The organism is Micromonospora sp. LZ34, from assembly GCF_052981855.1.
In genome coordinates, this window is record NZ_JBRIQN010000015.1 from 25,642 (window position 1) to 46,932 (window position 21,291).

17 protein-coding genes and 2 pseudogenes are annotated in these 21,291 nt (G+C 69.7%); 6 read left to right on the plus strand and 13 right to left on the minus strand.

Annotated features, from left to right (window positions below):
- Positions 1-119: 119 nt before the first annotated feature.
- The 4 genes from ACVCAH_RS17695 to ACVCAH_RS17710 all read right to left on the minus strand — a co-directional run bounded on the left by ACVCAH_RS17695 (position 120) and on the right by ACVCAH_RS17710 (position 2,333).
- A complete protein-coding gene (locus ACVCAH_RS17695) occupies positions 120-908 on the minus strand; it encodes a nucleotidyl transferase AbiEii/AbiGii toxin family protein (protein ID WP_447137248.1) in 789 nt (262 codons plus the stop codon).
- Between the two features lie 107 nt (positions 909-1,015).
- The gene (locus ACVCAH_RS17700) at positions 1,016-1,624 is read right to left on the minus strand and encodes a type IV toxin-antitoxin system AbiEi family antitoxin domain-containing protein (protein ID WP_447137249.1); all 609 of its coding nucleotides are present in this window, start codon (positions 1,622-1,624) and stop codon (positions 1,016-1,018) included.
- A 62-nt stretch (positions 1,625-1,686) separates the two neighbouring features.
- Complete coding sequence (locus ACVCAH_RS17705; protein WP_447137250.1) at positions 1,687-2,091, minus strand: hypothetical protein; 405 nt, start codon at positions 2,089-2,091, stop codon at positions 1,687-1,689.
- The gene (locus ACVCAH_RS17710; RefSeq protein WP_447137251.1) at positions 2,088-2,333 is read right to left on the minus strand and encodes a hypothetical protein; all 246 of its coding nucleotides are present in this window, start codon (positions 2,331-2,333) and stop codon (positions 2,088-2,090) included. The genes ACVCAH_RS17705 and ACVCAH_RS17710 overlap by 4 nt, the downstream gene beginning before the upstream one ends.
- Before the next feature lie 12 nt (positions 2,334-2,345).
- Between ACVCAH_RS17710 and ACVCAH_RS17715 the strand changes: the two genes are divergently transcribed.
- Entirely contained in the window at positions 2,346-2,468 is a 123-nt protein-coding gene (locus ACVCAH_RS17715; protein WP_447137252.1) for a hypothetical protein, read from the plus strand.
- 35 nt (positions 2,469-2,503) lie between these two features.
- On the plus strand, positions 2,504-2,824 hold the full coding sequence (locus ACVCAH_RS17720; RefSeq protein WP_447137253.1) for a GYD domain-containing protein: 321 nt from the start codon (positions 2,504-2,506) through the stop codon (positions 2,822-2,824).
- Between the two features lie 6 nt (positions 2,825-2,830).
- Here the strand turns inward: ACVCAH_RS17720 and ACVCAH_RS17725 are convergent, their stop codons facing one another.
- Positions 2,831-3,463, minus strand: a complete 633-nt coding sequence (locus ACVCAH_RS17725) for a TetR family transcriptional regulator (protein ID WP_447137254.1) — start codon at positions 3,461-3,463, stop codon at positions 2,831-2,833.
- A gap of 83 nt (positions 3,464-3,546) precedes the next feature.
- On the opposite strand from ACVCAH_RS17725, the gene ACVCAH_RS17730 reads away from it, so the two are divergent.
- Positions 3,547-4,479 carry an oxidoreductase gene (locus tag ACVCAH_RS17730; RefSeq protein WP_447137352.1) on the plus strand — a complete coding sequence of 311 codons (933 nt, stop codon included), beginning with the start codon at positions 3,547-3,549 and terminating at the stop codon, positions 4,477-4,479.
- Between the two features lie 12 nt (positions 4,480-4,491).
- Here the strand turns inward: ACVCAH_RS17730 and ACVCAH_RS17735 are convergent, their stop codons facing one another.
- From ACVCAH_RS17735 to ACVCAH_RS17755, 5 genes and pseudogenes are all read right to left on the minus strand, one after another.
- A complete protein-coding gene (locus tag ACVCAH_RS17735) occupies positions 4,492-5,820 on the minus strand; it encodes a hypothetical protein (RefSeq protein WP_447137255.1) in 1,329 nt (442 codons plus the stop codon).
- Positions 5,821-5,966: 146 nt separating this feature from the next.
- Positions 5,967-6,494 (minus strand): hypothetical protein, encoded by a 528-nt coding sequence (locus ACVCAH_RS17740; RefSeq protein WP_447137256.1) that lies wholly within the window; start codon positions 6,492-6,494, stop codon positions 5,967-5,969.
- 207 nt (positions 6,495-6,701) lie between these two features.
- Positions 6,702-15,056, minus strand: coding sequence for a DNRLRE domain-containing protein (locus ACVCAH_RS17745; RefSeq protein ID WP_447137257.1), 8,355 nt, complete (start codon positions 15,054-15,056; stop codon positions 6,702-6,704).
- 502 nt (positions 15,057-15,558) lie between these two features.
- Complete coding sequence (locus ACVCAH_RS17750; RefSeq protein ID WP_447137258.1) at positions 15,559-16,728, minus strand: hypothetical protein; 1,170 nt, start codon at positions 16,726-16,728, stop codon at positions 15,559-15,561.
- Between the two features lie 336 nt (positions 16,729-17,064).
- A pseudogene (locus ACVCAH_RS17755) lies at positions 17,065-17,178 on the minus strand (phosphodiester glycosidase family protein); the annotation flags it as partial.
- 242 nt (positions 17,179-17,420) lie between these two features.
- Between ACVCAH_RS17755 and ACVCAH_RS17760 the strand changes: the two are divergent.
- On the plus strand, positions 17,421-18,200 hold the full coding sequence (locus ACVCAH_RS17760; protein WP_447137259.1) for a hypothetical protein: 780 nt from the start codon (positions 17,421-17,423) through the stop codon (positions 18,198-18,200).
- Between the two features lie 261 nt (positions 18,201-18,461).
- Here the strand turns inward: ACVCAH_RS17760 and ACVCAH_RS17765 are convergent, their stop codons facing one another.
- The 3 genes and pseudogenes from ACVCAH_RS17765 to ACVCAH_RS17775 form a co-directional block, all read right to left on the minus strand.
- The gene (locus ACVCAH_RS17765) at positions 18,462-18,635 is read right to left on the minus strand and encodes a hypothetical protein (RefSeq protein WP_447137260.1); all 174 of its coding nucleotides are present in this window, start codon (positions 18,633-18,635) and stop codon (positions 18,462-18,464) included.
- 21 nt (positions 18,636-18,656) lie between these two features.
- Positions 18,657-18,896 (minus strand): annotated as a pseudogene (locus ACVCAH_RS17770) (hypothetical protein); the annotation flags it as partial.
- Entirely contained in the window at positions 18,896-19,156 is a 261-nt protein-coding gene (locus tag ACVCAH_RS17775) for a DivIVA domain-containing protein (protein ID WP_447137261.1), read from the minus strand. The gene ACVCAH_RS17775 and the pseudogene ACVCAH_RS17770, both read right to left, overlap by 1 nt.
- Before the next feature lie 372 nt (positions 19,157-19,528).
- Between ACVCAH_RS17775 and ACVCAH_RS17780 the strand changes: the two genes are divergently transcribed.
- Both ACVCAH_RS17780 and ACVCAH_RS17785 read left to right on the plus strand, forming a co-directional pair.
- Positions 19,529-20,776 carry a helix-turn-helix transcriptional regulator gene (locus ACVCAH_RS17780; protein WP_447137262.1) on the plus strand — a complete coding sequence of 416 codons (1,248 nt, stop codon included), beginning with the start codon at positions 19,529-19,531 and terminating at the stop codon, positions 20,774-20,776.
- Positions 20,773-21,285: a flavoprotein gene (locus ACVCAH_RS17785; RefSeq protein WP_447137263.1), complete on the plus strand. Its 513-nt coding sequence runs from the start codon at positions 20,773-20,775 to the stop codon at positions 21,283-21,285. Before ACVCAH_RS17780 ends, ACVCAH_RS17785 begins: the two co-directional genes overlap by 4 nt.
- Positions 21,286-21,291 lie beyond the last annotated feature (6 nt).

The window sequence follows — 21,291 nt, forward strand, 5'->3', positions numbered from 1 at the left end:
GGATCACGACGATCGACCTGGTCGCCGACCCCGAGCAGATCACCCGGCTCGACGTGTCACCGACTGATTGAGCCGCGCGAGATGGCTTGGCGGTCCGGCGGGTGGCCGGTCTGCCGGCGTCACCCAGCCGTCCAGACAAGAGAGGCTGAGCTCCAGGTCCTCCCGTCACACGTGCCGGTTAACGCCGGATCGGCGAGTGCGTACACCCGCTGCAGCACCTCGCCGAAGTCTCGTGGCAGCCGATCATCGAGGCGATGCTTCCGTCGCCACGCGGCCCACCGCCGCTCTGCCAGGGCAGCGTAGCCGTCAAGGGCGTTACTCAGCGGCGTGAGCGTCACCTCGCGGTACTCGGCCACCCGTCGCATGGCCACCGCCAGTTCATGCCCGTCGACATCGTGCTGTCCTGCCAGAAGGAAGACATCCGCGAAGTCACGCCATCGGGTGTTCGCCGGCCCTCGCTGGAGAGCCGTGATCAGCTTCTCCGCGTACACCATGGGGAGCGGGTAGCCGGCGACCACGATCTCTCCGTCGAGTAGGCGGGGCAGCTTGATCGGCTGCGGGTCGGGCCAGATCGGGTCGCCGACATTCACGTCGACGTGGAACGCCAACTGCGCTGCGGCGAGCGTGCCGGTGAGGCTGACGCGTACCCCGGCATAGACGTCATCGTCCCGGATCGTCTCCGCTGCCGCGTTGTCGGTATCAAAAATCAGGCCGTCGTCGATCTCCTGACGCGCGATGCTACGGACGATGTCGAGAACCTGGTCGACGTCGTTTGACATCCATCGTCCTTGCAGATCGACGTCGCGGGTAGGGCGGCGGGCGGCATAGGCCGCCAACAGCACGCCGCCTTTGAGTACGAGCTTGTCCGCGTAGGCGGACAGGGCCAAGCGGGCGAGGAAGCCCTCCAAGGCGTAGACCTGATGAAGTTCGTCCGTGGGCCGCCCAGTGCGTCGAGCAAGGTTCTGCAAGTCGAGATAGGCGCAACCAGCGACGGTAGCTCGGGTCGGACGTGCGGTCACAGCAGGATCTCCAGTGCCTCTCGGAGCGGTCGCTCTGCCCGGGGGAAGCGCCGAGACATCGTCAGCAGCTGCGACGGCGACGAGCCGCCGCGTCTCAGCCAGCGCCGTAACGCTAAGTACGCCAGTTCCGAGCCCTCACTATGCCGCAGCCGGATCGCGTCGATGATGCTGCGTTCTGGGCTATACAACCCGATCGACGTCTCCGCGTCGAGGCGAAGCTCGTTACGCCCTATATGAAAGGTGGCCCTGTCGAACGAGTGCCAGCTGACTGGAGCCGCGGTGGCCGGTTGATGCTGTCCACGCGGCAAGGCGACGTCAATGCGGGCAGGAATCTCGTCGATCAGCTGATGGCGCGCCAGAGCGGTAGTGAGGCACAGGGTTGCGGACGATGCTCGGCGGGCGATCTCGAGGAGATCCACGTCCGCCACCTCGGCGTCGTTACGGCGGTAGAGACCTCGTCCGATAGCGGCGATGGCCCCTTGATCACGCAATCGGTAGATCCGCCTGTCCGAGAGGCCGGCTGCCTTGGCCTGGGAATACGTGAAGGTTTGCGGGAGTGCGCGCAGAGGTGCCGTCTCAGCCGCTGCCTCGTCTGCCGACCCCATGAGGGAAACCCTATACACGTAGAGAGGACATGTGCAGGGTTTCCCTCGCGACGCTTGCGTCGTCAGTGGGCGTCGGTGATGACGTGGGAGCAGGGAGTGCAGGCCGCGGCGCCTTGCTCGGCGAACCAGCGGCAGGTCCGCCGGATCGCACAGCCAGGCAGCGCGGTCTCGGGGGCGCCGGCCGTCTCCTGGTAGGAGGCGACCAGGCGTTCGCCGAGGCCGCAGTGGTCGCCGGTCCAGAAGCCGCACTTGGAGGTGACGCAGGGGCCGGCGAGCCGGTAGCGGGACTCCACCGGAGTGTCCGAGTCGGCCTGGGTGGCGAGCGCGACCTCGGCCGGCAGCTGCGGTGTGACGTAGGCGACCCGACCCGCCGGGGTGATCATGCCGAGGAAGACCGTGGCGTTGGCCGCGGGCGTACTCGGGCACATCCGCTCCGGCAGATCCGGCCGGTGGACGGCGTCCGTCACTTCTGCATCCAGAAACCGATGTCGTTGATCTTCTGGCCGAGCTCGTCGGCGAGCGGATCATCGATGAGCCACTGCTGCCTTGATCGTGACTCGCGCGCCCGCCCGACCCGGATCGTCGGATGCGTAGCGGCCGGCGTACCGGGTACGCGCCGGCCATGGGTAGCCACAAGCCAAACAAGCATGATCCCGGCGGCGAATCGGCGCGCGGCCGGCAGCATCCCGGCAGCGGCGCGCGGGGCCACCAGGGCTCGCCGGTGGAGCACTCGCCGAAGGCCCGGCACCTGCGCACCGCGACCGGGTCCGCGGGCAGCGAACGCGACCAGGGCCGGGCCAAGGTCGAGGGCGCCGAGCGCGTCCAGCGGCAGGGCACGGGCTGAGCCCTGGGCGATCAATCTCAGGAGGTGATGGCGGCGTGGCCAAATTCCTACTGAAATCGAGCTACACGGTTGAGGGGATAAAGGGGCTGACCGTCGACGGTGGCACCAAACGCGTCGAGGTCGTCCGGAAGATGATCGAAGGCGCCGGCGGCAGCATGGAGTCGATGTACTTCGGATTCGGCGCGGACGACACCTACGTGGTGTGCGACCTGCCGGACCACAAGACCGCGGCCGCGCTCGCCATCGACATCCGCGCGGCCGGCGGGGTGGACACCCGGGTCACCCCGATCCTGACCGCGGACGAGATCGACGAGGCGACCCGGGAACGGCTCGAATACCAGCCCCCGGGCCGGTGACCGGCTCTATCGCGATGCGCCGGCGACTCGCCCTGCGACGGCGTCCAGCGCCGGGGCGATGACGGCGAAGGCCCGGTCGGTGAGGTCGGCGGGGTCTTCGACGCCGTCGCTGTCGCTCCAGCGTTGCAGCACGGCGTCGAAGGCGCTCAGCGCCATCCCGGCGGCCAGCTGCGGATACAGGTCGGTCGCCGGGTCGAGCCGCAGCCGGCCACCCAGCTCCGCCGCCAGGTCGTCGCGCCACTGCGCCTGGCGCTCCAGGAAACGCGCAAGCAGTGCGGGGGTACGCAGGATCAGCTGGACCACCCGCAGCGCCCGGTCCGGGTGGTCGGCGCAGGCCGCGATCGGGACCCAGACGGCGTGCCGCAACGCGACGGAGGGTGGCTCCTCGACGGGGCGGGCCGCCAGTTCCGCGCGGATGTCGGCGCCCATGCCGGTCAGGAACTGGACGACGACGTCTTCCTTGGACGCGAAGTAGCGGAAGAACGTACGCCGGGAGACGCCGGCCGTGGCCGCGATCTCGTCGATGGTGACCACGTCGAACCCGTTAAGCGCCAACAGCTGCAGCGCCGCCTCGGTCAACTCGTCCGAAACGAGCTGACGCTTGCGCTGGGCCATGGTGGCTTCCGGGCGGGTGGTCACCGGCCAATGGTAAGCGATGCCACGGATGACATCCTGGGCATTTATTGACACTGGGTGCCATCGGCGACATGATATGCCGCATGATGCGGAAAGGCTGGACCACCGAACGGATCCCGGACCAGACCGGCCGGGTTTTCGTCGTCACCGGAGCCAACAGCGGCCTCGGTCTGGCGACCACCCGGGCGCTCGCCCGCCGGGGCGGGCACGTGATCCTCGCGGTACGCGACGAGGCGAAGGGCCGCCGAGCGGTCGCGGAGATCGCCGCCGAGCACCCGGCCGCGAGCCTCGACGTACGCCACCTCGACCTGGCCGATCTCGACTCGGTCCGAGCCTTCGCCGACCGGGTTCGCGCCGACCACTCACGGGTGGATGTGCTCGTCAACAACGCCGGCGTGATGGCGCCGCCCCGGTCGCTGAGCGCACAGGGCCACGAGCTGCAGTTCGCCAGCAACCACCTCGGCCACTTCGCGCTCACCGCGCTGCTGCTCGACCTGCTGGCCACGGGACGCGACCCGCGCGTGGTCACCGTGAGTTCGATCAACCACCGGCAGGGGCGGCTCCGGTTCGACGACCTCACCGGCGAGCGCCGCTACTCCCCCATGGCCTTCTACAACCAGTCCAAGCTCGCCAACGCCGTCTTCGGGTGGGAACTCCACCGGAGGCTGACCGCCGCGGGCAGCCCGGTGCGCAGCGTGCTCGCCCATCCCGGCTACACCGCCACCAACCTGCAGAGCGGCGCGCCGGTCGGCCTGTGGCGGGTGGCGCTCGGCCGCATCGGCAACCCGATCCTCGCCCAGTCCCCGTCCGACGGCGCGTTGCCGCAGCTCTACGCGGCGACCGACCCGGACGTGCAGGGCGGCCAGTTCATCGGGCCGGACGGCCTCGCCGAGCTACGCGGCCGGCCGACGCTGGTGCGGCTGTCCCCCGCGGCGACCGACGCCGACACCGGTCGCCGCCTGTGGGACGTGTCCGAACAGCTGACCGGCGTCCAGTTCGCCTACCCCACCATCGCCTAGCTTCGTTCGGGGTCAGCGGATCAGGTGGCCGACGAGGTCGTTCGCATTGCCGCTGCCGAGCGCGGCGAGGACGACGGCGAGGATCAGGCCGACGATGGTGGCCGTACCGCCGAGCAGCAGCACCGCGCGCTCGACGCCGGTGGTGGCCCGGGTGAGGGCCGCGGCGAGGCGACCCGGCGGTCGGGCGTGGAGCGCGACCGCCGGTGCGCCCGCCTCGTCGAACGCGGCCACCAGGTCGGCCAGCTCGGCGAGGGGTTCGGGCCGGGCCGGCCCGACGAGCACCTGGAAGGTCAGGGTGAGCACGCGCGCCAGGTCGTCCGGCGGTGCCGGCGCCAGTGCCCGGTCGCTGGCGAGGAATTCGTGTACACGGTTCGCGCTGCCCCGCAGCACCGTCGCGAGCGGGTGCGGGGTGAAGCCGCGGCGCTGCCGGGCGTCCAGTTGCCGGGCCGTCTCGGTCAGCCGTTCGGCGACCCGCACCAGCCGGTCCCGCGTGTGCCGCAGCGGGTCGGGCACACGGTCGGCCAGCCGGTCGGCGGCGTCGGAGGGCTTCGGGTCCGGTGGCGGGCCGAGGAACTCGGCGATGGCCACCACGGCGGCGCTGGCCGCGAGCCGCCGCCGCAGCAACCCGGCCGTCGCCCGGACGGCGAGCGCGGTGGGCACGAAGAACAGCAGCAGGTAGCCGACCCCGACCAGCGGTGAGATGGAGAGCCCGGGCGGGCCGCCCTGCTGGTCGGGGGACGTGTCGGGCAGGCCGGCGTCGAGGGCGAACAGCAGCAGCCACGGGTAGAGGAAGCCGACCATGGCCAGCGGCCCGATCTGCGCGTACCCGAAGGCGTTGAGCGCGACCCGGGCGCGGCCCTCGGCGGTGGTGCCGGGCGGGAAGGCCAGCCGGGGCAGGTTTCCCCGGCGCGGCAGGTCGGGGCGGGCGACGTAGCCGAGGCCGCGGATCCAGGCGAGCACCGCGATCAGCGCGCCGATGGCCCCGGCGGCCAGGGCGGCTTCGAGGAGCGCCTCCTGGAGCTGCTTCTCGTCGCTGGGAAGCGCGAAACTCAGCAGCAGCGGCAGCGCCGCGCCGACGCTGAAGCCGGCCCAGGGCACCACGTACAGCGGTCCGGCGTGCCGGATCGCCGCCGTGATCCGCGCCGGATCGGGCCGCCGGAGCGGCAGGCGGCGCAGGGCGCCGGCCGGGCCGTAGCGGCGGACGAGAACGAACCGCCGCTTCGCCAGCAGGTGCGCGTAGACGGGCCGGACGACGAAGGACGCGTACGCCGCCACGAGCATCAGCCAGATCCCGATCAGCGGGAAGATCAGGCAGACGACGGCGATTGCCTGGATGACCACGCCGCCCTTGATAGCAGTCCCACGCACCGAAGTAGACGCCGGTATGCCCCGCGAGGTGGTCGCGCCAGAAGCGTCAGGCCGCGATCTTCGCGCGACCTGATGCTTCGGGTACCGAAATCTGTGACGTCAGCCGGTCGTCTCGAAGCTCAGCGCAGATCCCAGCTCAACCGGTCGCCAGCGGCTTCCCGCACGCGTTCGAGCCGGTCGGGGTCCTCCTCGAGGATCGTCAGGATCTCGTAGGCGTAGCTCGACGATCCCACCGACCCGCCGGAGAAGACCTCCGAATAGAGCAGCCACAGGCCGCCTCCTGCCGCCGCGCGACATTCGCCGGGAAGGTCCCTGCCGAGCAGCGCGAGTTCGGCCGACTGGCTCTCCGCCGACACGATGAGCAGCAGTATCTCGAGGAACTTGAAGCGGGCCGGGGGCGACACGTTGTCTGCCAGTGCCGCCAGCGCCACGGAGACCACCGGAAGCGCGGGCTCCAGCAGCACCTCGGGGGTCATGACGTGCCCCTCGAGCACCTCGAAGCGCGCGTCGTCCTCGGTAGCCGCCCGGGCCAGGGCCACGAGTTCCTCCGCGACGTGGGCCGCGCTCCCGCCGCAGCCGCACCGCAGAGCGTCCCAGTCGTACCGTGCGATCTCAAGCTCAACGATCTCCGTCGACACTGCCTCCACGCCTCTCCTCGACACCGGTCGGCATCCTCGCACGAGCCGACCGTCGGCGGCATACCCTGCGCCGGGCCCGCAGCCGTCAGCGTTTCCGGTGGCGTTCCGTGCCGCGGCGGCGACCCCGCCGGTCGCCTCCGACTCGATGTCGGAGAGACCGGGCAGGGCCGCCGCCGCGGCTCACCCGCTACTGCTCGATACGTCCGATCGTCAGGTTCACCAGGACCCACCAGGGGCGCCGCGGACCCCGGGTAGGAAGTTGGACCTCGGATAGTCGAGCTGACACTTCACGCAGACGGGCATCGGCACGGCCTCCAGCGCGCCCTGCGCGCTCCTCCGGACGGTGACGGCTCCCGTGAAGAGGACCTCACTCGGGTTCCCGCCCAGTGCCAACAGGGCGTTACCTTCGGCGCAGTAGGCGGCGCACCCCGGCATCCCGCCCGAGGAGGCGAGGGCGGTCTGCCCGGTCCGCGTGTTCAGCGCACCCACGTAGGTCCGGCTGGACGTGGCCGCCGTCCGGCTGAACAGCGCGAAGGCGGGGAGCCGGCGTTCCAACTGGGCGAGGCTCTCGGCCTGGGTCAGACCGGGAGAGGGCGGCTGCACCTCGACCACGGGAGGCTTGCTGCCCCCGGTGCCCCGGGGCGACGGGACGGTGGCCGGCCGGGCCGGAGCCGGCGCCGGAGCGGCCGCCGGCGGCGCCGGGGTCGAGGTGGGCTCCGGCGCGCCCGCGTGGGGCGCGGGCGTTCCCTGCGCGGGCGGGGCCGACGGGTTGCCACCCTTGCCGCGGATCTTGTTCCAGCCGCCCTTGATGCCCTTGCCGATGCCGGCCGTGGCCCCGCCGACAACGCCACCGATCAGCACGTTCTTGCCGAAGTCGCCCCAGTCCCAGGAGTGTTCGCCCTGGGCCACGTCGGTGCCGTAGCCGTAGGCCGCGCTCGCCGCCCCGGCCGCCGCCCCGGCGAGGATCACGCAGCCGACGCCGGTGGAGCAGATGGCGCCCACCGCGAGGGCCACCCCGACGCCGACCGCGACCTCGCCGAGGAACTGCAGCGGGTCTTCCTTGATGTGGTCGACCACGCCCGAGGCGAAGCTCTTCACCGCGTCGAAGAACCCGTGCCCGTCGAGTTCGACGTTGGAGATCGGGTTTCCGCCGGCGAAGGCGTACCGGCTGCCGCTGAACGGGTCGATCGCCAGGGTCAGGTCGTCGAGCGCCCCGTTGTACATGTCGCGGCTGAGGAAGCGGTTCAGGCCGGGGTCGTAGTTGCGGAACCCCATGTCGTACGTGCCGGACGCCTGGTCCCAGCGGTGGCCGTTGAACCGGTAGGAGTTGTACGGCTCGGCGTCCGGGTTCTGCGCGTCGGGCTTGTCGGCGCCGGTGAACTTGTTGTCGTCGTTGTCGCCGTAGGCGGTGTAGCCGTAGGTGGCCCGGGTGGTGCCGTCCTCGTGCTTGGTGATCGCCTCCACGTCACCCTTGGGGTGGTACGTGTAGTGGGAGATCTCCGTTGCGCCGTCGTCCTTCTTCTTCAGCTGGGTGAGCTTCTTGCCCCAGGCGGAGTACTCGTACGACTTGGTGACCTTGCCGGCGACCTCCTCGTAGAGCACGTCACCCGAGGTGCCCAGGTAGGTGAAGGTGGTGGTCTTCTCCCCCGTCCCGCCGGCGTTCGTGGTCTGCGCGGCGGTGCGGTCGAACGGGTCGTAGACGTACCGGGTGGTCTTCGCGGCGCTCCCGGCCCCCGAGCGCAGCTCGGCGATCCGGTCGAAGCCGTCGTAGCGGTACTTCTCGGTGACCTGCCCGCCGGTGGAGACGGTGTCCAGCCGGCCCAGCGGGTCGTAGTTGTACTTCGAGGTCAGCCCGCCCATGGCGGTGGAGGTCATCAGCCGGTTGCGGTCGTAGTTGTGGTTGGTGGTGACGTCCTTGACCGTCTGGGTGATGACGTTGCTGTTGGCGTCGTGGACGTACGACTCGACGGTGGGGCTGGCCCCGGTCTTGTCGAGCCGGGCGATCCGGTCCTGCGGGTCGTAGCTGAAGGTGTAGGTGTTGTCCACGTACGCCGCGCTGTCGTCGGCGTTCATCACCCGGGCCACGTCCCGGGCGGGATCGCCGTTGGCCGTGTACTCGAGGGTGTGCTCGGCGACGACCGCGCCGCCGGCTCGCTTCTCCACCTGGTGCCGGATCGCGCCGTTCAGGTAGTAGTCGAAGTCGACGGTGTTGCCGTCCGGCTTGACCTGGTGCTCCACCTGGCCCCGCGGGGTGTGGCGGTAGGTGGTGACCCGCTTGTCGGTGGCCGACGCCGAGGCGGCGTTGGTCACCGTGGTCAGCAGGTCCCGTGCGTCGTACTCGAAGCGCGACCAGGTGGCGTCGTGGGTGCGGGTGTCGACGTTGGCGTTCGGGTCGTAGGTGAAGGCGGTGCGGTTCCGCACGTCGCTGCCGACGCGCTCCTCCACGGTGGTCACCCGGTTGAGCCCGTCGTAGCTGGTGACGTAGCTGTCGACGCGGGCGTCCGGGCTCAGGTCGCGGACCTCGACCAGGTTGCTGTTCGGGTCGTACCGGTAGGTGAAGTTCTTCTTCTCGTTGTCGACGTCCGCGCTGTTGTCGCGGACCAGCTTGACCGCGTCGGCGACGACCGTGCCGTTCGCGTCGTCGGTCAGGGTGATCTTCTGGTTGGTGCCGGCCGCGGTGAACGCGTACCGGCCCAGCTTCACCCAGGTGCCGGCCCCGGCGGTCTGGTCGACCCGGGTGATGGCGGAGCCGCCGGCGTGCTCGACGGTGACCGGGGCGTCGGAGGCGGCTCCCGAGACGGCGGGGTACCGGACGTAGACGTCGTAGTCGCCGTCCTGCGGGATGACGAGGTCCCAGGTGAACGTCTCCGCCCCGGTGCCCGCGTCGCTGGTCCGGTAGTCGTAGCCCTGGAACGTGCCGGCGGTCGCCGCCGGCCAGGCGCCGGCGCTGGCGGCGTTGTTGAAGTCGGAGTTGTCCACCAGCACGGCCTGCTGGCCGACCGGCACGCCGTCGTCGCTGCGGGCCTTGAGGTTGCCGCTGGGGTAGAAGTCCCAGCGCATCGTCCGGGACACCGACCCGCCGGCCGAGGTGAGCGTGTTCTCGGTCTGCTGGCCGAGGACGTTGTAGTCGTAGGAGGTGACGATGTCCCACGGGTCGGTGGACGACTTCGTCCAGCCGTTGTCCCAGTAGGTGTAGGTGGTGTCGTTGCGGACGGACTCCCCGCTGGAGGGGGGCGCGGACACCGTGGCCAGCCGGCCCACCGGGTCGTACTCGTAGATCGTCTTGTCCGGCTTGTTGTAGCGGGAGTCGTTCGGGTCGTAGGCGGTCCACTGCTCCTTGACCCGGTTCAGCTCGTCGTAGACGGTCTGGTAGGTGAAGTCGTCGGCGGTCGCGGTGGCGACGCCGCGCGGGGTGACCACCTTGGTGCGGTTGCCGACCTCGTCGTAGTGGTACTGCGTGGTGTTGTGGACGATGGTGCCGTTGTCGTTCCGGTACGGCACCTTCTGCTCGATCACGTCGCCGCGCTCGTTGTGCCGGACGGTCGAACGGTTGCCCTCCTGGTCGATCGTCGCGACCGCGAGCCCGTCCCGGTCGTACTCGGTCGACCTGGTGTGGCCGGCCGCGTCGGTGACGGTGGTGATCCGGTGGTCCAGGTCGTAGGCGCGCTTCTCGGTGAAGTCGTCCGGGTCCGCGGTGGCGTTCTTCCGCGGGTCCACCACCATCGTGAGGTTGCCGACCTCGTCGTAGCTGGAGGTGATCTTGTCGCCGTTGGCGCTGGTCACCGTCACCAGCTGGTAGATCTCGTTGTAGGTGTTGGTGGTGGTGTAGTCCCCGGCGGTCGGGGTGAGGTTGCCCTTCGGCTCGGTGACCGTCAGCTGGTTGCCGACCGCGTCGTAGGTGTACGAGGTCTTCCGTTCCGGGTCGTCCGGCTCGTCCTTCGGGGCGAGGATGAACGTCACCCGGTCCGCCGGGTCGAACTCGGCCACGCTGACCGTGCCGTTCGGCGCGAACGCCTTCAGGATGTTGTCGTTCGGGTCGTACTCGGGCGCAGGTGTGGTGATCAGGTCACCGGCGTCCTGGTCCTTGGGGACCGTGCGCTCCAACGGCCGGCCGAAGAGGTCGTACGCCTGGGTGGTCTTCGTGCCCAGCGCGTCGGTCACCTGGGTGACGCGCCCCCGCGCGTCGTAGACGAAGGTGGTGGCGTTGTCCAGGTGGTCGGTGATGGTGCGCGGGTAGCCGTTCGGGTCGAAGAGGTCGTGGTCGGTGGTGTGCCCGTTGGCGTCGGTCACCCGGGTCAGCTGGCCGGCGCTGTCGTAGTCGTAGCTGGTGGTGTAGTCGACCGGGTCGGCCGTGGTGGTGCCGACCGGGTCGGTGACGGTCCGTAGGTTGCCCTTGGTGTCGTAGGTGAAGCGCCAGGTGCGGCCCTCCGGCGAGGACTTCTCGGTCAGGTCGGCGACGTACCCGTTGAGGCTGGTCCGGTAGTTCAGCGTGGTGCCGGGCCAGCCGTTCTTGTTCGCCTCCGCCGACCTGACGGTCAGCGGGTAGCCGGTCTTCGGGTCGTAGTCCCAGGTCTGGTAGCCGCCCTTGGCGTCGGTCAGCCGGGTGACGTTGTGGTCGCCGTCCCACTGGACCGCGACGCTCTGGTTCTTGGCGTTGGTGACCGACTCCGGCCGCCCGTACGCGTCCAGGACGAACCGGGTGTCGTGCTGGAGCGGGTCGGTGGCGGTGGCGTGGATCTTGCCACCCTGCGGGCCGTCCGGGTCGACGTAGTCGAAGTGCGTGACCCCGTTGATCCGGTCGGTCAGGTCCTGCAGCTTCCACTTGTTCTGCGGGTCGACCGGCGCGGTGTAGTAGCTCAGGTGGGTGTCGTGGTTGCGCGGGTCGGTGACCTTGATCAGCTTGACGTTCTTGTTGCCCTGGGTCGCGTCGTACCGGAATCCGAAGACCTTGGGCTGCGCGGAGCCGGCGCCGTCGATCATCTTGGCCATCAGGCCCTTGCCGGTGTACGTGAAGGTGATCGTCCGGCCGGCGACGTCGGTCACCGACCTGACGTTGTCGATGATGTGCGGGTTGGTCAGGTTGTCGGCGGCGACCTCCTGCCAGGTGTCGTCGTCGATGTAGCGGTAGCTGTCGCCCTTGTCGTAGTAGTCCAGGGTCAGCGTGCGCCGGCCGGTGGCGTCGGTGATGTACCGCAGGAACTTGGTCGGCTTGTTGTTGGACTTGCGCCGCTCGTAGACGAACGACATGGTGTTGCCGTTCTTGTCGACGATCGCGGACTGGAAGCCGTCCTCGTCGAAGAAGAACTGGGTCCGGTCCGGCTTGGTGAACACCCAGGCGCGGGTCGCGTCGGCCGAGCCGGTCTGCTGGAGGTACAGGTGGACGCCGCGGGGGTGGGTGTAGTCACAGGTGGCCGGGGTGCAGTCCTTGACGTCCAGGCCGTGGGTGTCGAGCACCCACACGTTGGTGGTGCCGTCGCCGTCGGTCAGCCGGACCTGGCTCGGCCACTTCCGGCCGGGCGGATGGAAGGACAGCTGCGAGCCCAGCCGCTGGATGGTGGAGGTCTGTAGCGACCAGCCGAAGCCCATCGAGGACGCCGAGGTGTCCAGGCTGTTGTAGTTCATCCGGACGAACGTGTGCGGGCCGCGCGACGGGTTGCTGAAGGCGTTGTACGACCACACCGTGTTGCCGGCGTACAGGTTGGTCATGAGGGTGCCGCCACCGCCGGTGCTCTTGCCGGTGTAGGCGTAGAACTTCTCCAGGCCGAGCAGGTCGCTGGTGGGGTCCTCGACCCGGATCTGCTGCGGTAGCTGCGGCAGCTGGTGGGAGGCGGACTTCCAGTTGTTGGTGCTGGTGTCGTAGAGGTCCCAGGCCAGCGTGTACGCCTCGGCCTTGTTGGCCGTCCCGGAGAGGTTCGGGGCTTTCACCTGCGCGTTGACGGTGATGGTCTGGCCGGCCGCGAGGTCCGCCGGGAGCGTGCTGAGCAGCTGGTTGTCGGGGCTGCTGGCGTTCGTCCCGTCCGGGTTCTTCCACCAGTAGCCCAGTCGGGTGGAGGCGGCCGGCCAGGTCTCGGCGGTGGTGTTGGTGACGGTCACCGGCACCGTGACGGTCTCGCCCGGGTTCAGCCGGGGCGGGGTGGCCGCGGCGTGGTAGGTGACGGTGGTGTCGGTGTAGCGGACGTGCAGCCGGGGTTGCACCGACGGCTCGGCGCCCTCCGCCGACACGAACGTGGCGCCCTCACCGCTGCCGGGGCAGGCCTTGTTCGGCTCCTGGGTGACCCGCACCAGGATGCCGTGGTTGGCGGCGGGATTGTCCCGCCAGGCCTGCACCTGGGAGGTCAGGTCGAAGTTGACCCACACCGAGTTGAGGGTGGGGACCAACCCGACCACCTGGATCGGCGCGGACACCGCGTCCCCACCGGCGTACGTCCACCGCGTGCCGGCCGTGGCGTTCAGCCAGGTGGCGGTGGCCTCGTCCCACGCACGGGTCACCGCGTGGGTGGCGAAGTAGGCCGCGTTGCCGTTGTGCAGGGTGCGCCACAGGCGCCCCTCGGCCTGGGTGATCCGGGCGGTCGCCGGGATCTGGGAGGTGTCCCACTTCAGCAGCGCCCGGGTGATGCCGGCGCCGCCGGGCACGTATCCGACGCCCACCATCGGTCGGCCGTTGAGCAGGTCGTGCGGCTGGGTGTACTGGCAGGCGGTCAGCGTCGTGTCCGCCACGGTGGGCAGCATCGCGTCGACGTAGCCGGCCGGGGGCGTCTTCACCGCCACCGACGGGGACGCCGGCCGCTGCCCGTCCTTGCGGACCACGACCACCCGGTAGTACAGCGTGGTGTCGGGCGTCGCGGTGCTGTCGGCGTACGTCGTGGTGCCGTCGGGCAGCGGCGCGACCAGGGTGGCGGCGGAGGGCGCGAAGTCGGCGGTGCCACCGCGGTGCAGCTGGTACTCGACCAGGTCGTCGCCGGAGGCGGTGGACGGGTCCGCGTACTCCGACCAGGACAGCTCGGCGCCGGTCGCGCGGACCGTCTGCACGTCGGCCAGGGTCACCGCCGGCAGCCCGAAGGTGAGGGTGAGCTTCGGCGCGGTCCGGGTGGTGTAGGTCGGCCACTCACCGGCCGGGGCCACCGGGAACTCGCCGGCCCAGAACATCGGCCCGCCGGCGACCTGCGCCTCGTTGGCGGCCTTGAGCATGAACCCGTGGTTGGGCCGGGTCCCGGCCACCCATTCCCGGACCATGGTGGTCACCGGGAAGCTGGTCCAGGAGTTGGTCTGGCTCGAGGTGTAGGTGGCGGTCCCGGCCAGGTCGCCCACAGCCGCGTTGATCGAGTTCCAGGTCACCGTGGACGGCGTCCACGCCTGGGTGACCGCGCGCGCCTCCAGCGCGACCGGGGTGCTGGCGCTGGTGCCGGCCAGCACGCTGTTGTCACAGTAGAGGGAGAGGTCCGCCGCGTCGACCGGGGTCCCGGTCGGGACCACCCCGGTCAGGTCGAAGGCCAGCAGGCTCCGGATCCGGCCCCACTGGTCGACGCCGACGCCGAGCCGCGGGTCGCCCTCGTAGTTGCTGGTGGCCCCGTACGAGACGATCATCGCGTCCCGGGCGGTGGAGACGTCCGGCTGCACGCTGATCGTCGGGTCCAGCACGACGGGGTACCTCCGCTCCTCGGCGGCCAGCCAACCCTGGTCCGGCTTGAGGCTGATCGTGCTGGTCGCGCCCGACCCGGCGGTGCTCAGTGCCACCTTGTCCGAGTAGGCGTGCCCGTGCGGGGACGCGGCTTCCCGCTTGGCGTCGATCATGAACGGCTTCGGGAAGGTGAAGACCGGCCGGCCGGTGGTGTCCTTGCCGGTGGCGAAGAAACCGACCGACCCGTCCGGCAGCGTCTGCGTGGTCAGCCCCGCCGTGCGCAGGGTGAAGTCGTACGACGGCGCGGCGGCCGGGGCCTTCGACAGGACGATGGACTCCTTCACCCCGGTGGGGGCGACGTCGTAGACGAGGTCCGCGCCGTCCCATATCCCGGCGTACGTCACCGTGGAGCCCTTGACGGTCGGCCTGACCTGCCGGGCCGGCCCGGCCACCCCGACGGTCAGCCAGCGGTCGCCGAGCTGGACCTTGAGCAGCGCGTCGGACCGGTCGCCGAACCGGGTGGCGAATCCGGTGCCGTCGTTGCCGTAGACGTATCCGTTGTCCCGCACGGGCGCGACGCGGGTGTCGATGTCCCGCCACGCCCCCGAGCGGTCCCGGTAGCGCACCGGGACGCTGGAGAGCTCGGTCTGCAACCGCCCGTCATCGAGCTGGTAGACCGTCCGGGTCGCGGTGCGGCCCCGGGTGATTTCCTTGACCCGTTTGCCCGGCGGCTTGGGCTTTTCCTGGGCCACCAGGGCGGCCCGTCCGGGCGGTGACCAGTCGGCGCCGGCGCGTAGCTCGCCCTGGCGGTCCTCCGGACCGCTGCCGGTGAGTACGTCCTTCAGGCCGTTGAGGCGGTCGGCCAGCCAGGAGACCGGGTTGCCGGTCCCGCCGGGCGGCCCGACCACCGACGACGCCGGCAGCAGGGACAGCACCAGCAGGCTGGCCAGCACTGCGGCGATCCCACGGCGGGAGCGGCCTGCGCCGCGTCGCCGCCTCAGGTTCCGGATCAGTGAGGTCCAGAGAGTGCGGACGGATTCCGACAGCGACACGTGCATTGATCAACCCCCGATGACCACGCTGGGCAAACGCTGCGATCGTACGGGGCTAGATCAGTACATGTAAATACTTGACTATAGCAATGTGCTATCGGTAAGTTGCGTTCCGCAACCGCACCGCTCCCAGGTCGGCGCTCTCGTCAACCTCAGCGGCCGGACGACCGGTCGTGTTACGTGCCGCTCGCATGGACCCGCGACGGCGACGACCCTCGAAGCGTCCGCGCACCACTTCCTCAACGGCGAGGACAGCGGTGTGCCGGGGCGGTGACGCACGGGAATTCACCTGCTGGCAGGCGGAGGTCGGAAGGCAGAGGTCGCCGCCTGCGGGCACCCGGCCGTCTGGCCGGCGGGAGAACCCCGCCCTCCCACCGGCCGGCCCCGCCCAGGCGGTCGCGGGCTAGGCGGTCGCGCAGATGGCGTACGCGGTGTTGCTCCAGTTGCCGGCGAACGCGTCCTCCTCGTACGCACCGGAGGTGACGGCGGTCGGCGCGGTGGCCGGGCCGCCGCTGGGGCGGAAGTCGTCCACGACCGCCTCGCCGGTGACGCCGTTCAGCTCGTAGCCGGCGCCGGTGAGCACCTTCCCGACCGGGCAGGTCGCGGTGACGCTCCGGAAGTCGTTCGAGTTGCTCGCGCTCACCGCCGAGTTGCGCACCAGGCCGGCGAGCGGGTTGGCGCAGATCGCGTACGCCGTCGCGGACCAGTTACCGGCGAAGGCGTCGGCTTCGTACGCGCCCACGGTGACCGAGGTCGGCGCGGCGGCCACGCCGCCGTTGGGCCGGAAGTCGTCGACCACGCCCTCACCGGTGACGCCGTTCAGCTCGTAGCCGGCGCCGGTGAGCACCTTCCCGACCGGGCAGGTCGCGGTGACACTGCGGAAGTCGTTCGAGTTGCTCGCGCTCACCGCCGAGTTGCGCACCAGGCCGGCGAGCGGGTTGGCGCAGATCGCGTACGCCGTCGCGGACCAGTTACCGGCGAAGGCGTCGGCTTCGTACGCGCCCACGGTGACCGAGGTCGGCGCGGCGGCCACGCCGCCGTTGGGCCGGAAGTCGTCGACCACGCCCTCACCGGTGACGCCGTTCAGCTCGTAGCCGGTGCCGGTCAGCACCTTCCCGACCGGGCAGGTCGCGGTGACACTGCGGAAGTCGTTCGAGTTGCTGGCGCTGGTGGCCGACACCCGCACCAGGCCGGCGACCGGGTTGGCGCAGATGGCGTACGCGGTGACCGACCAGTTGCCGGCGAACACCTCCGCCTCGTACGCCCCGATGGTGACGGCGGTCGGCGCGGTGGCCGCGCCGCCGTTTGGTCGGAAGTCGTCGACGACCGCTTCGCCGGTCGCCCCGTTGAGTTCGTAGCCCGCGCCGGTCAGCACCTTGCCGGCGGGGCAGGTAGCGGTGACGCTGCGGAAGTCGGTGGAGTTGCTGGCGCTGGTCGCGGAGATGCGAACGAGGCCGGGGACGGCGGCGGAAGCCGGGGCGGCCGGGACGATGACCGCGCCGGCGACGGCGAGGCCGACGGTGAGGCTGAGCGCGCGGGGGCCGATCCGGCGGGAAGCTTGCTGCGCTGACATGTGACTCTCCTGTCTGTCACGCCCGCGGCGGCGCCCTTGGCTCTTCCTCGGTGCCCGCCGCGGAGCTTCGTCAATGAGCACTCACGCTAGGTAGTCGCTCGACCCGGCATTATCTCCAAGCCGACTACGGCGAGTAGTCGACTTATGACTAAGGGGGCGTCGCGCCTGGATGGGCCCCGTAGGGAGCGGCCGCGGCTACTCCCCATCCTGGAACCACTGCCACAAAAGCTGTAGAGAGCCTGAGATCCGCAGCACCCGAGGGTGGGCCGACATTGCCTGGGACACGTGCCGTCGGCTGTTGTTAGTGGTAGTCAGCTCCCGCTGCGGTACGGGCCCGTCCACGTAAACGAGCGCGTCGCCGACGGCCCGCTCGGCCGACTCACTCGCCCGGTTGACCAGGGCGCCTTCGACAGCCATCGCGGTGGAGCCGCCACCGTCGAGGTTGACCGCGCGTACTGGATGCTTGGCTGCGCCGCCTGACGGAGGAGAACGTCGTCCTGCACTACGACCCGGACACTGAGGAGGGCTGGTTCGTCGCGCCCCGCCAGGAGGGCATCGACACGGGCATCATCCGCATGCCGGGGCGCAAGACCACTCCCCGGCCGGGGCGGACTGACCCCCTCGACGGGCGCCGGCAGCATCTTCATTTATCAACACCCACGGAAACGGGCCGACTACGGCATGCTGTATAGATGCAACCCGAAGTCGCCGTAGCAGTCCTGTCCGCCGGCGTGGCCCTCGCCTGCGCGCTCGTGTCGGCGATCGCCAGTCATCGGACGACCGTCGCCGGCTACAAGCTGCAACAGCAGGCTGACCAACAGGCGAAACGGCACCTTGCCGAGGATCTGTTCCGGCGCTACCGAGAGCCTTTGCTCTGGTCGGCCCAGTCGCTGCAATCCCGCCTCTACAACGGGATCAGCCTGGGTTTCCTCACTCGCTACCTCTGTTCCGGGGACGCCGAGGAGCAGCGATACGCACGGGACAACACCGTCTTCGTCCTCGCCGAATACCTCGGCTGGCTCGAAATCATCCGACGCGACCAGCGCTTCTGGGACAGAAGGGCGTTGGAAACTGTCGAGCCACTGTTCGACGCTATCGGCCGGACGTCCCACATCCTCGCCACCGACTCGGTCACCGGACCGTTTCGGCTCTTTCGAGGGCAGCAACGGGCCATCGGGGAGCTCATGCTGATCCGCGAAGAGTCGCCGCAGGGTGGCGGCCTCGAGGTCATGGGGTACGCCGCATTCTGTGGCAAGCTGGACAACGACCCTCAGTTCGCAAAGTGGTTCGACCGGTTGCGGGCCGAAGTGGACACCGTGGAGTCAGTCGGCCACGACGGCAACACGCGTCTGATAAGGCTTCAGGACAATCTGCTCGACCTGGTCAAGCTGCTCTCTCCGAAGGGCAGCCCGCTGGCGGTGACCGAGCAAAAGAAGCTTCCTGCCATGCGAGGGCCTCTCCCTGAGGTGTGACGTTCATGGGCGAGCCGAGAGCACACCAGCGTGGCTGGCTTCGCTCGGTCACCGGGGCTTCGGCACCTGCCCGGCTGAAACGGGGTTTGAGGGCCAGGACCACGGCTTCCTTCGCACCCTCCGCGTTGTCGGTCTCCTGCCAGCGGACCGCGCAGCGACTCAGCCAGCCGGCGATGTCCTGTGCTGTTGCTACCGGGCCCTGCTTGTCGAGGAGCTGGCCGACCTGCTCGTGCAGCACCAACGACTCGCGGTTGCCGGGGGTCAGGTGCTGCCGGAGACGTTGCGCAGATTCCCAGTCCGGCCGACGTAGATGACCGTGCCGCCGTCGAGGACCACTTGCACGGCGGGCGCGGGGAAAGTTGGCGATGGCCTCCATCGTGTATGGCTGGGAGCCGTGAAGCCGACCAGCAGGTCGTCGATCAAGGGGTCGGGCACGCCGGGAAGTTACTCTGCCGTGGTTCCGCACGGACCGGCGTGGTCGTTGCGACGTCGGCAGCGGTTGGCGCCGTCGAGCTTGGCGTCACACCAGATTCGGCTACGCAGGAACTGACGATTCTCCTCGCTGAGCGTGGTCTCGCCGAAGTCGACAGCGGTGACGTGGCCGAGCGAGTCGCGCAGTGCGACGGCCAGCTCGGCGGCGGCGTCGAGGCTGGTCAGGGTGGTGGGCAGGTGGATGATCCAACGGGGTGCGGTCATCAGCGCCACATGCTGTTGGGAGAACCGGGACCGGTGTGACGGCAGCCGGTGTGGCGGGACTGCCATTGCCGCAGCGCCTGGCGGATGCGCTCAGCCTCGATGTTGGCGGTGGTCAGCTCGCGGTGCAGTCGGTCGAGTTCGTCGGCTAGCTGGTTGAGGTAGGCGTGGACCTGGTCGGGGTCGAGGCCGCGCCAGCAGGTGTCGAATGCGGCGACCCGCACCTCGTGGGCCTTGAGACGTTCCCCTGTCACGTAGATCATCCTTCGTTACCTCCTCTGCCGCGACCAGGACTCTGAACCCACGTACTACAGCCCCGGACCATCTGGCCTAACCATTGCGCTGACCTGGTCGTCGGCGAGGCCCGGCAGATTCGAAGGTGGCGTGGCCCCGGGTCGCCTCCGGCGTCATGGTGCGTGGAGCGGCGCCGGGGCGGGCGGGGACGGCCGCCGCCGTTCGGGTCGACGCGACCGGAGCCCGGCACCCGCCCCGGGCCGTGCATTCAGCCTCGGCGAGGAGCTGACCAGGAACTACAGCGTCGGCGGGGCCTGTGTGACGCAGAAATGAGGCTTCTGCGTGCCCGCACAATCGACGGACTGTTACTACAGTTGCGATAGAACGGAGGGAGATCGGGCGTGGCTTTGAAGCGGCACCGGCTCTGTCAACGGCGGAAGGCCCTTGGGTACAGCCAGGAGCGCTTGGCCGGCATCCTCGGCGTGGAGCGCTCGACCGTGGTGCGCTGGGAGAACGCCGAGACGGATCCGCAGCCGTGGCATCGAACTCGGATCGCCTCCGCGTTGGGGGTTACGCTCGAACAACTCGACGACATGCTCGTCGACGTGTCGGTGGCAGCGCATCGAGGGCAGGCCATGGGAAACGAGATCCGCGGTCCCGCTTCCGCCGTGGTCCGGCCAGAGCCGCTGAGCGGCCTCCGGGCCTTCCTGACCAGCTACCTGACCTCACCCGCCCGGCCGACTCAGTCGCTTGTCGAGGTGCGGCGGTCTGTGGTCCGGGTGCACCACCTCTACCAGCGGGCGAACTACATGTCGACCGCCCGCCTGCTGCCCGACGTGCTAGGCCAAGCCACGGAGCTGTCCAGCAGGTCGGCCGGCCTGCATCGTGGGAACGTGTTTCGGCTGCTTGCCGCCGCGTACATCGCGGCGTCGAAGCTTTCCGCCAAGTTTGGTGACGGCGACACCGCCCTGCTGACCGCCGACCGGGCTTCAACCGCCGCTAGGCTCGCAGATGACCAGGCGTTGGCGGCGGTCGCGGCGTACCAAGCGGCCTGTGGTCTCATGCGGCTGCCTGGGAGGGCGCCCGAAGCCGAGCAGGTTGTGCGGGGCAGCATTGAGCGCTTGGCCTCCGTTGGCCCCACTGGCGATCCTGACCTGCTATCTGCTCACGGTGCCCTGCTGCTTCTGGCCGCCGTGCTGTCCGCCGGGCAGGGCAACCCGAAGGAAGCAGCTCACTTCCTGGCGCGAGCCGAAGATCTCGCAACGACGCTGGGTGCCGATTGCAACCGGCTGTGGACCGGCTTCGGTCCGACGAACGTCGTGATTCACGCGGTTTCCGCAGCGGTTCGGGCCGGAAACTCGGAGCAAGCCCTGGAGATCGGAACGCGCCTCGACACCTCGCGGCTGCCGACTGTGCTGGTGGGCAGAAGGGCGCAGGTGCATATCGACCTGGCGGCAGCCGCCATGTTGTCGTCCGGCGACAGATCGGTGTCGGTGCTGCACCTGCTCGAAGCCGAGCGGATAGCTGCCGAGGTGGTCCGCGCCAACGTCCAGGCGCGCACGCTCCTGCTTGACCTCCTAGCGAAGGAGCGACGGGTGGCGACGCCGGGGCTGCGACCACTGGCGGAACGAGCCGGGCTGCTGGCATGAGTCAGCAGCGAGTGCTGGCTCTGGTCGTTTGCGCCGCTCCTCCGGTGCTACGAATCGGCGAACTGATCGAGCTGCTCCAGGAAGACGGGTGGACCGTATGCCTCACCGCGACGCCGACCGCTGTGACCTGGATCGACCGCGAAGCCCTGGAGCGGCAGACTGGCTATCCGGTCCGGGCCGAGTGGCGGATGCCCGGCGATCCGGAGCCGCATCCGCCGGCTACTGCCGCTGCCGTGATACCGGCGACATTCAACGTGATCAACAAGTGGGCGCAGGGGATCAACGACACGCTGGCGCTCGGCATCCTGAACGAAGCGCTCGGTGCCGGCATCCCGGTGTACGCGTTCTCGAACGTTAAGGCAGAGCTCGCTGCCCACCCGAGCTACGACCGACACCTGCAGCTGCTTCGGGACGCGGGCGTGATCGCGACACCGCTGCCCGCCGAGCTGGACTGGTCGATGATCGTGTCCCGGCTCCATGCCCCCGAGCAACGCGTCGCTGGCTCCTAGGGACAG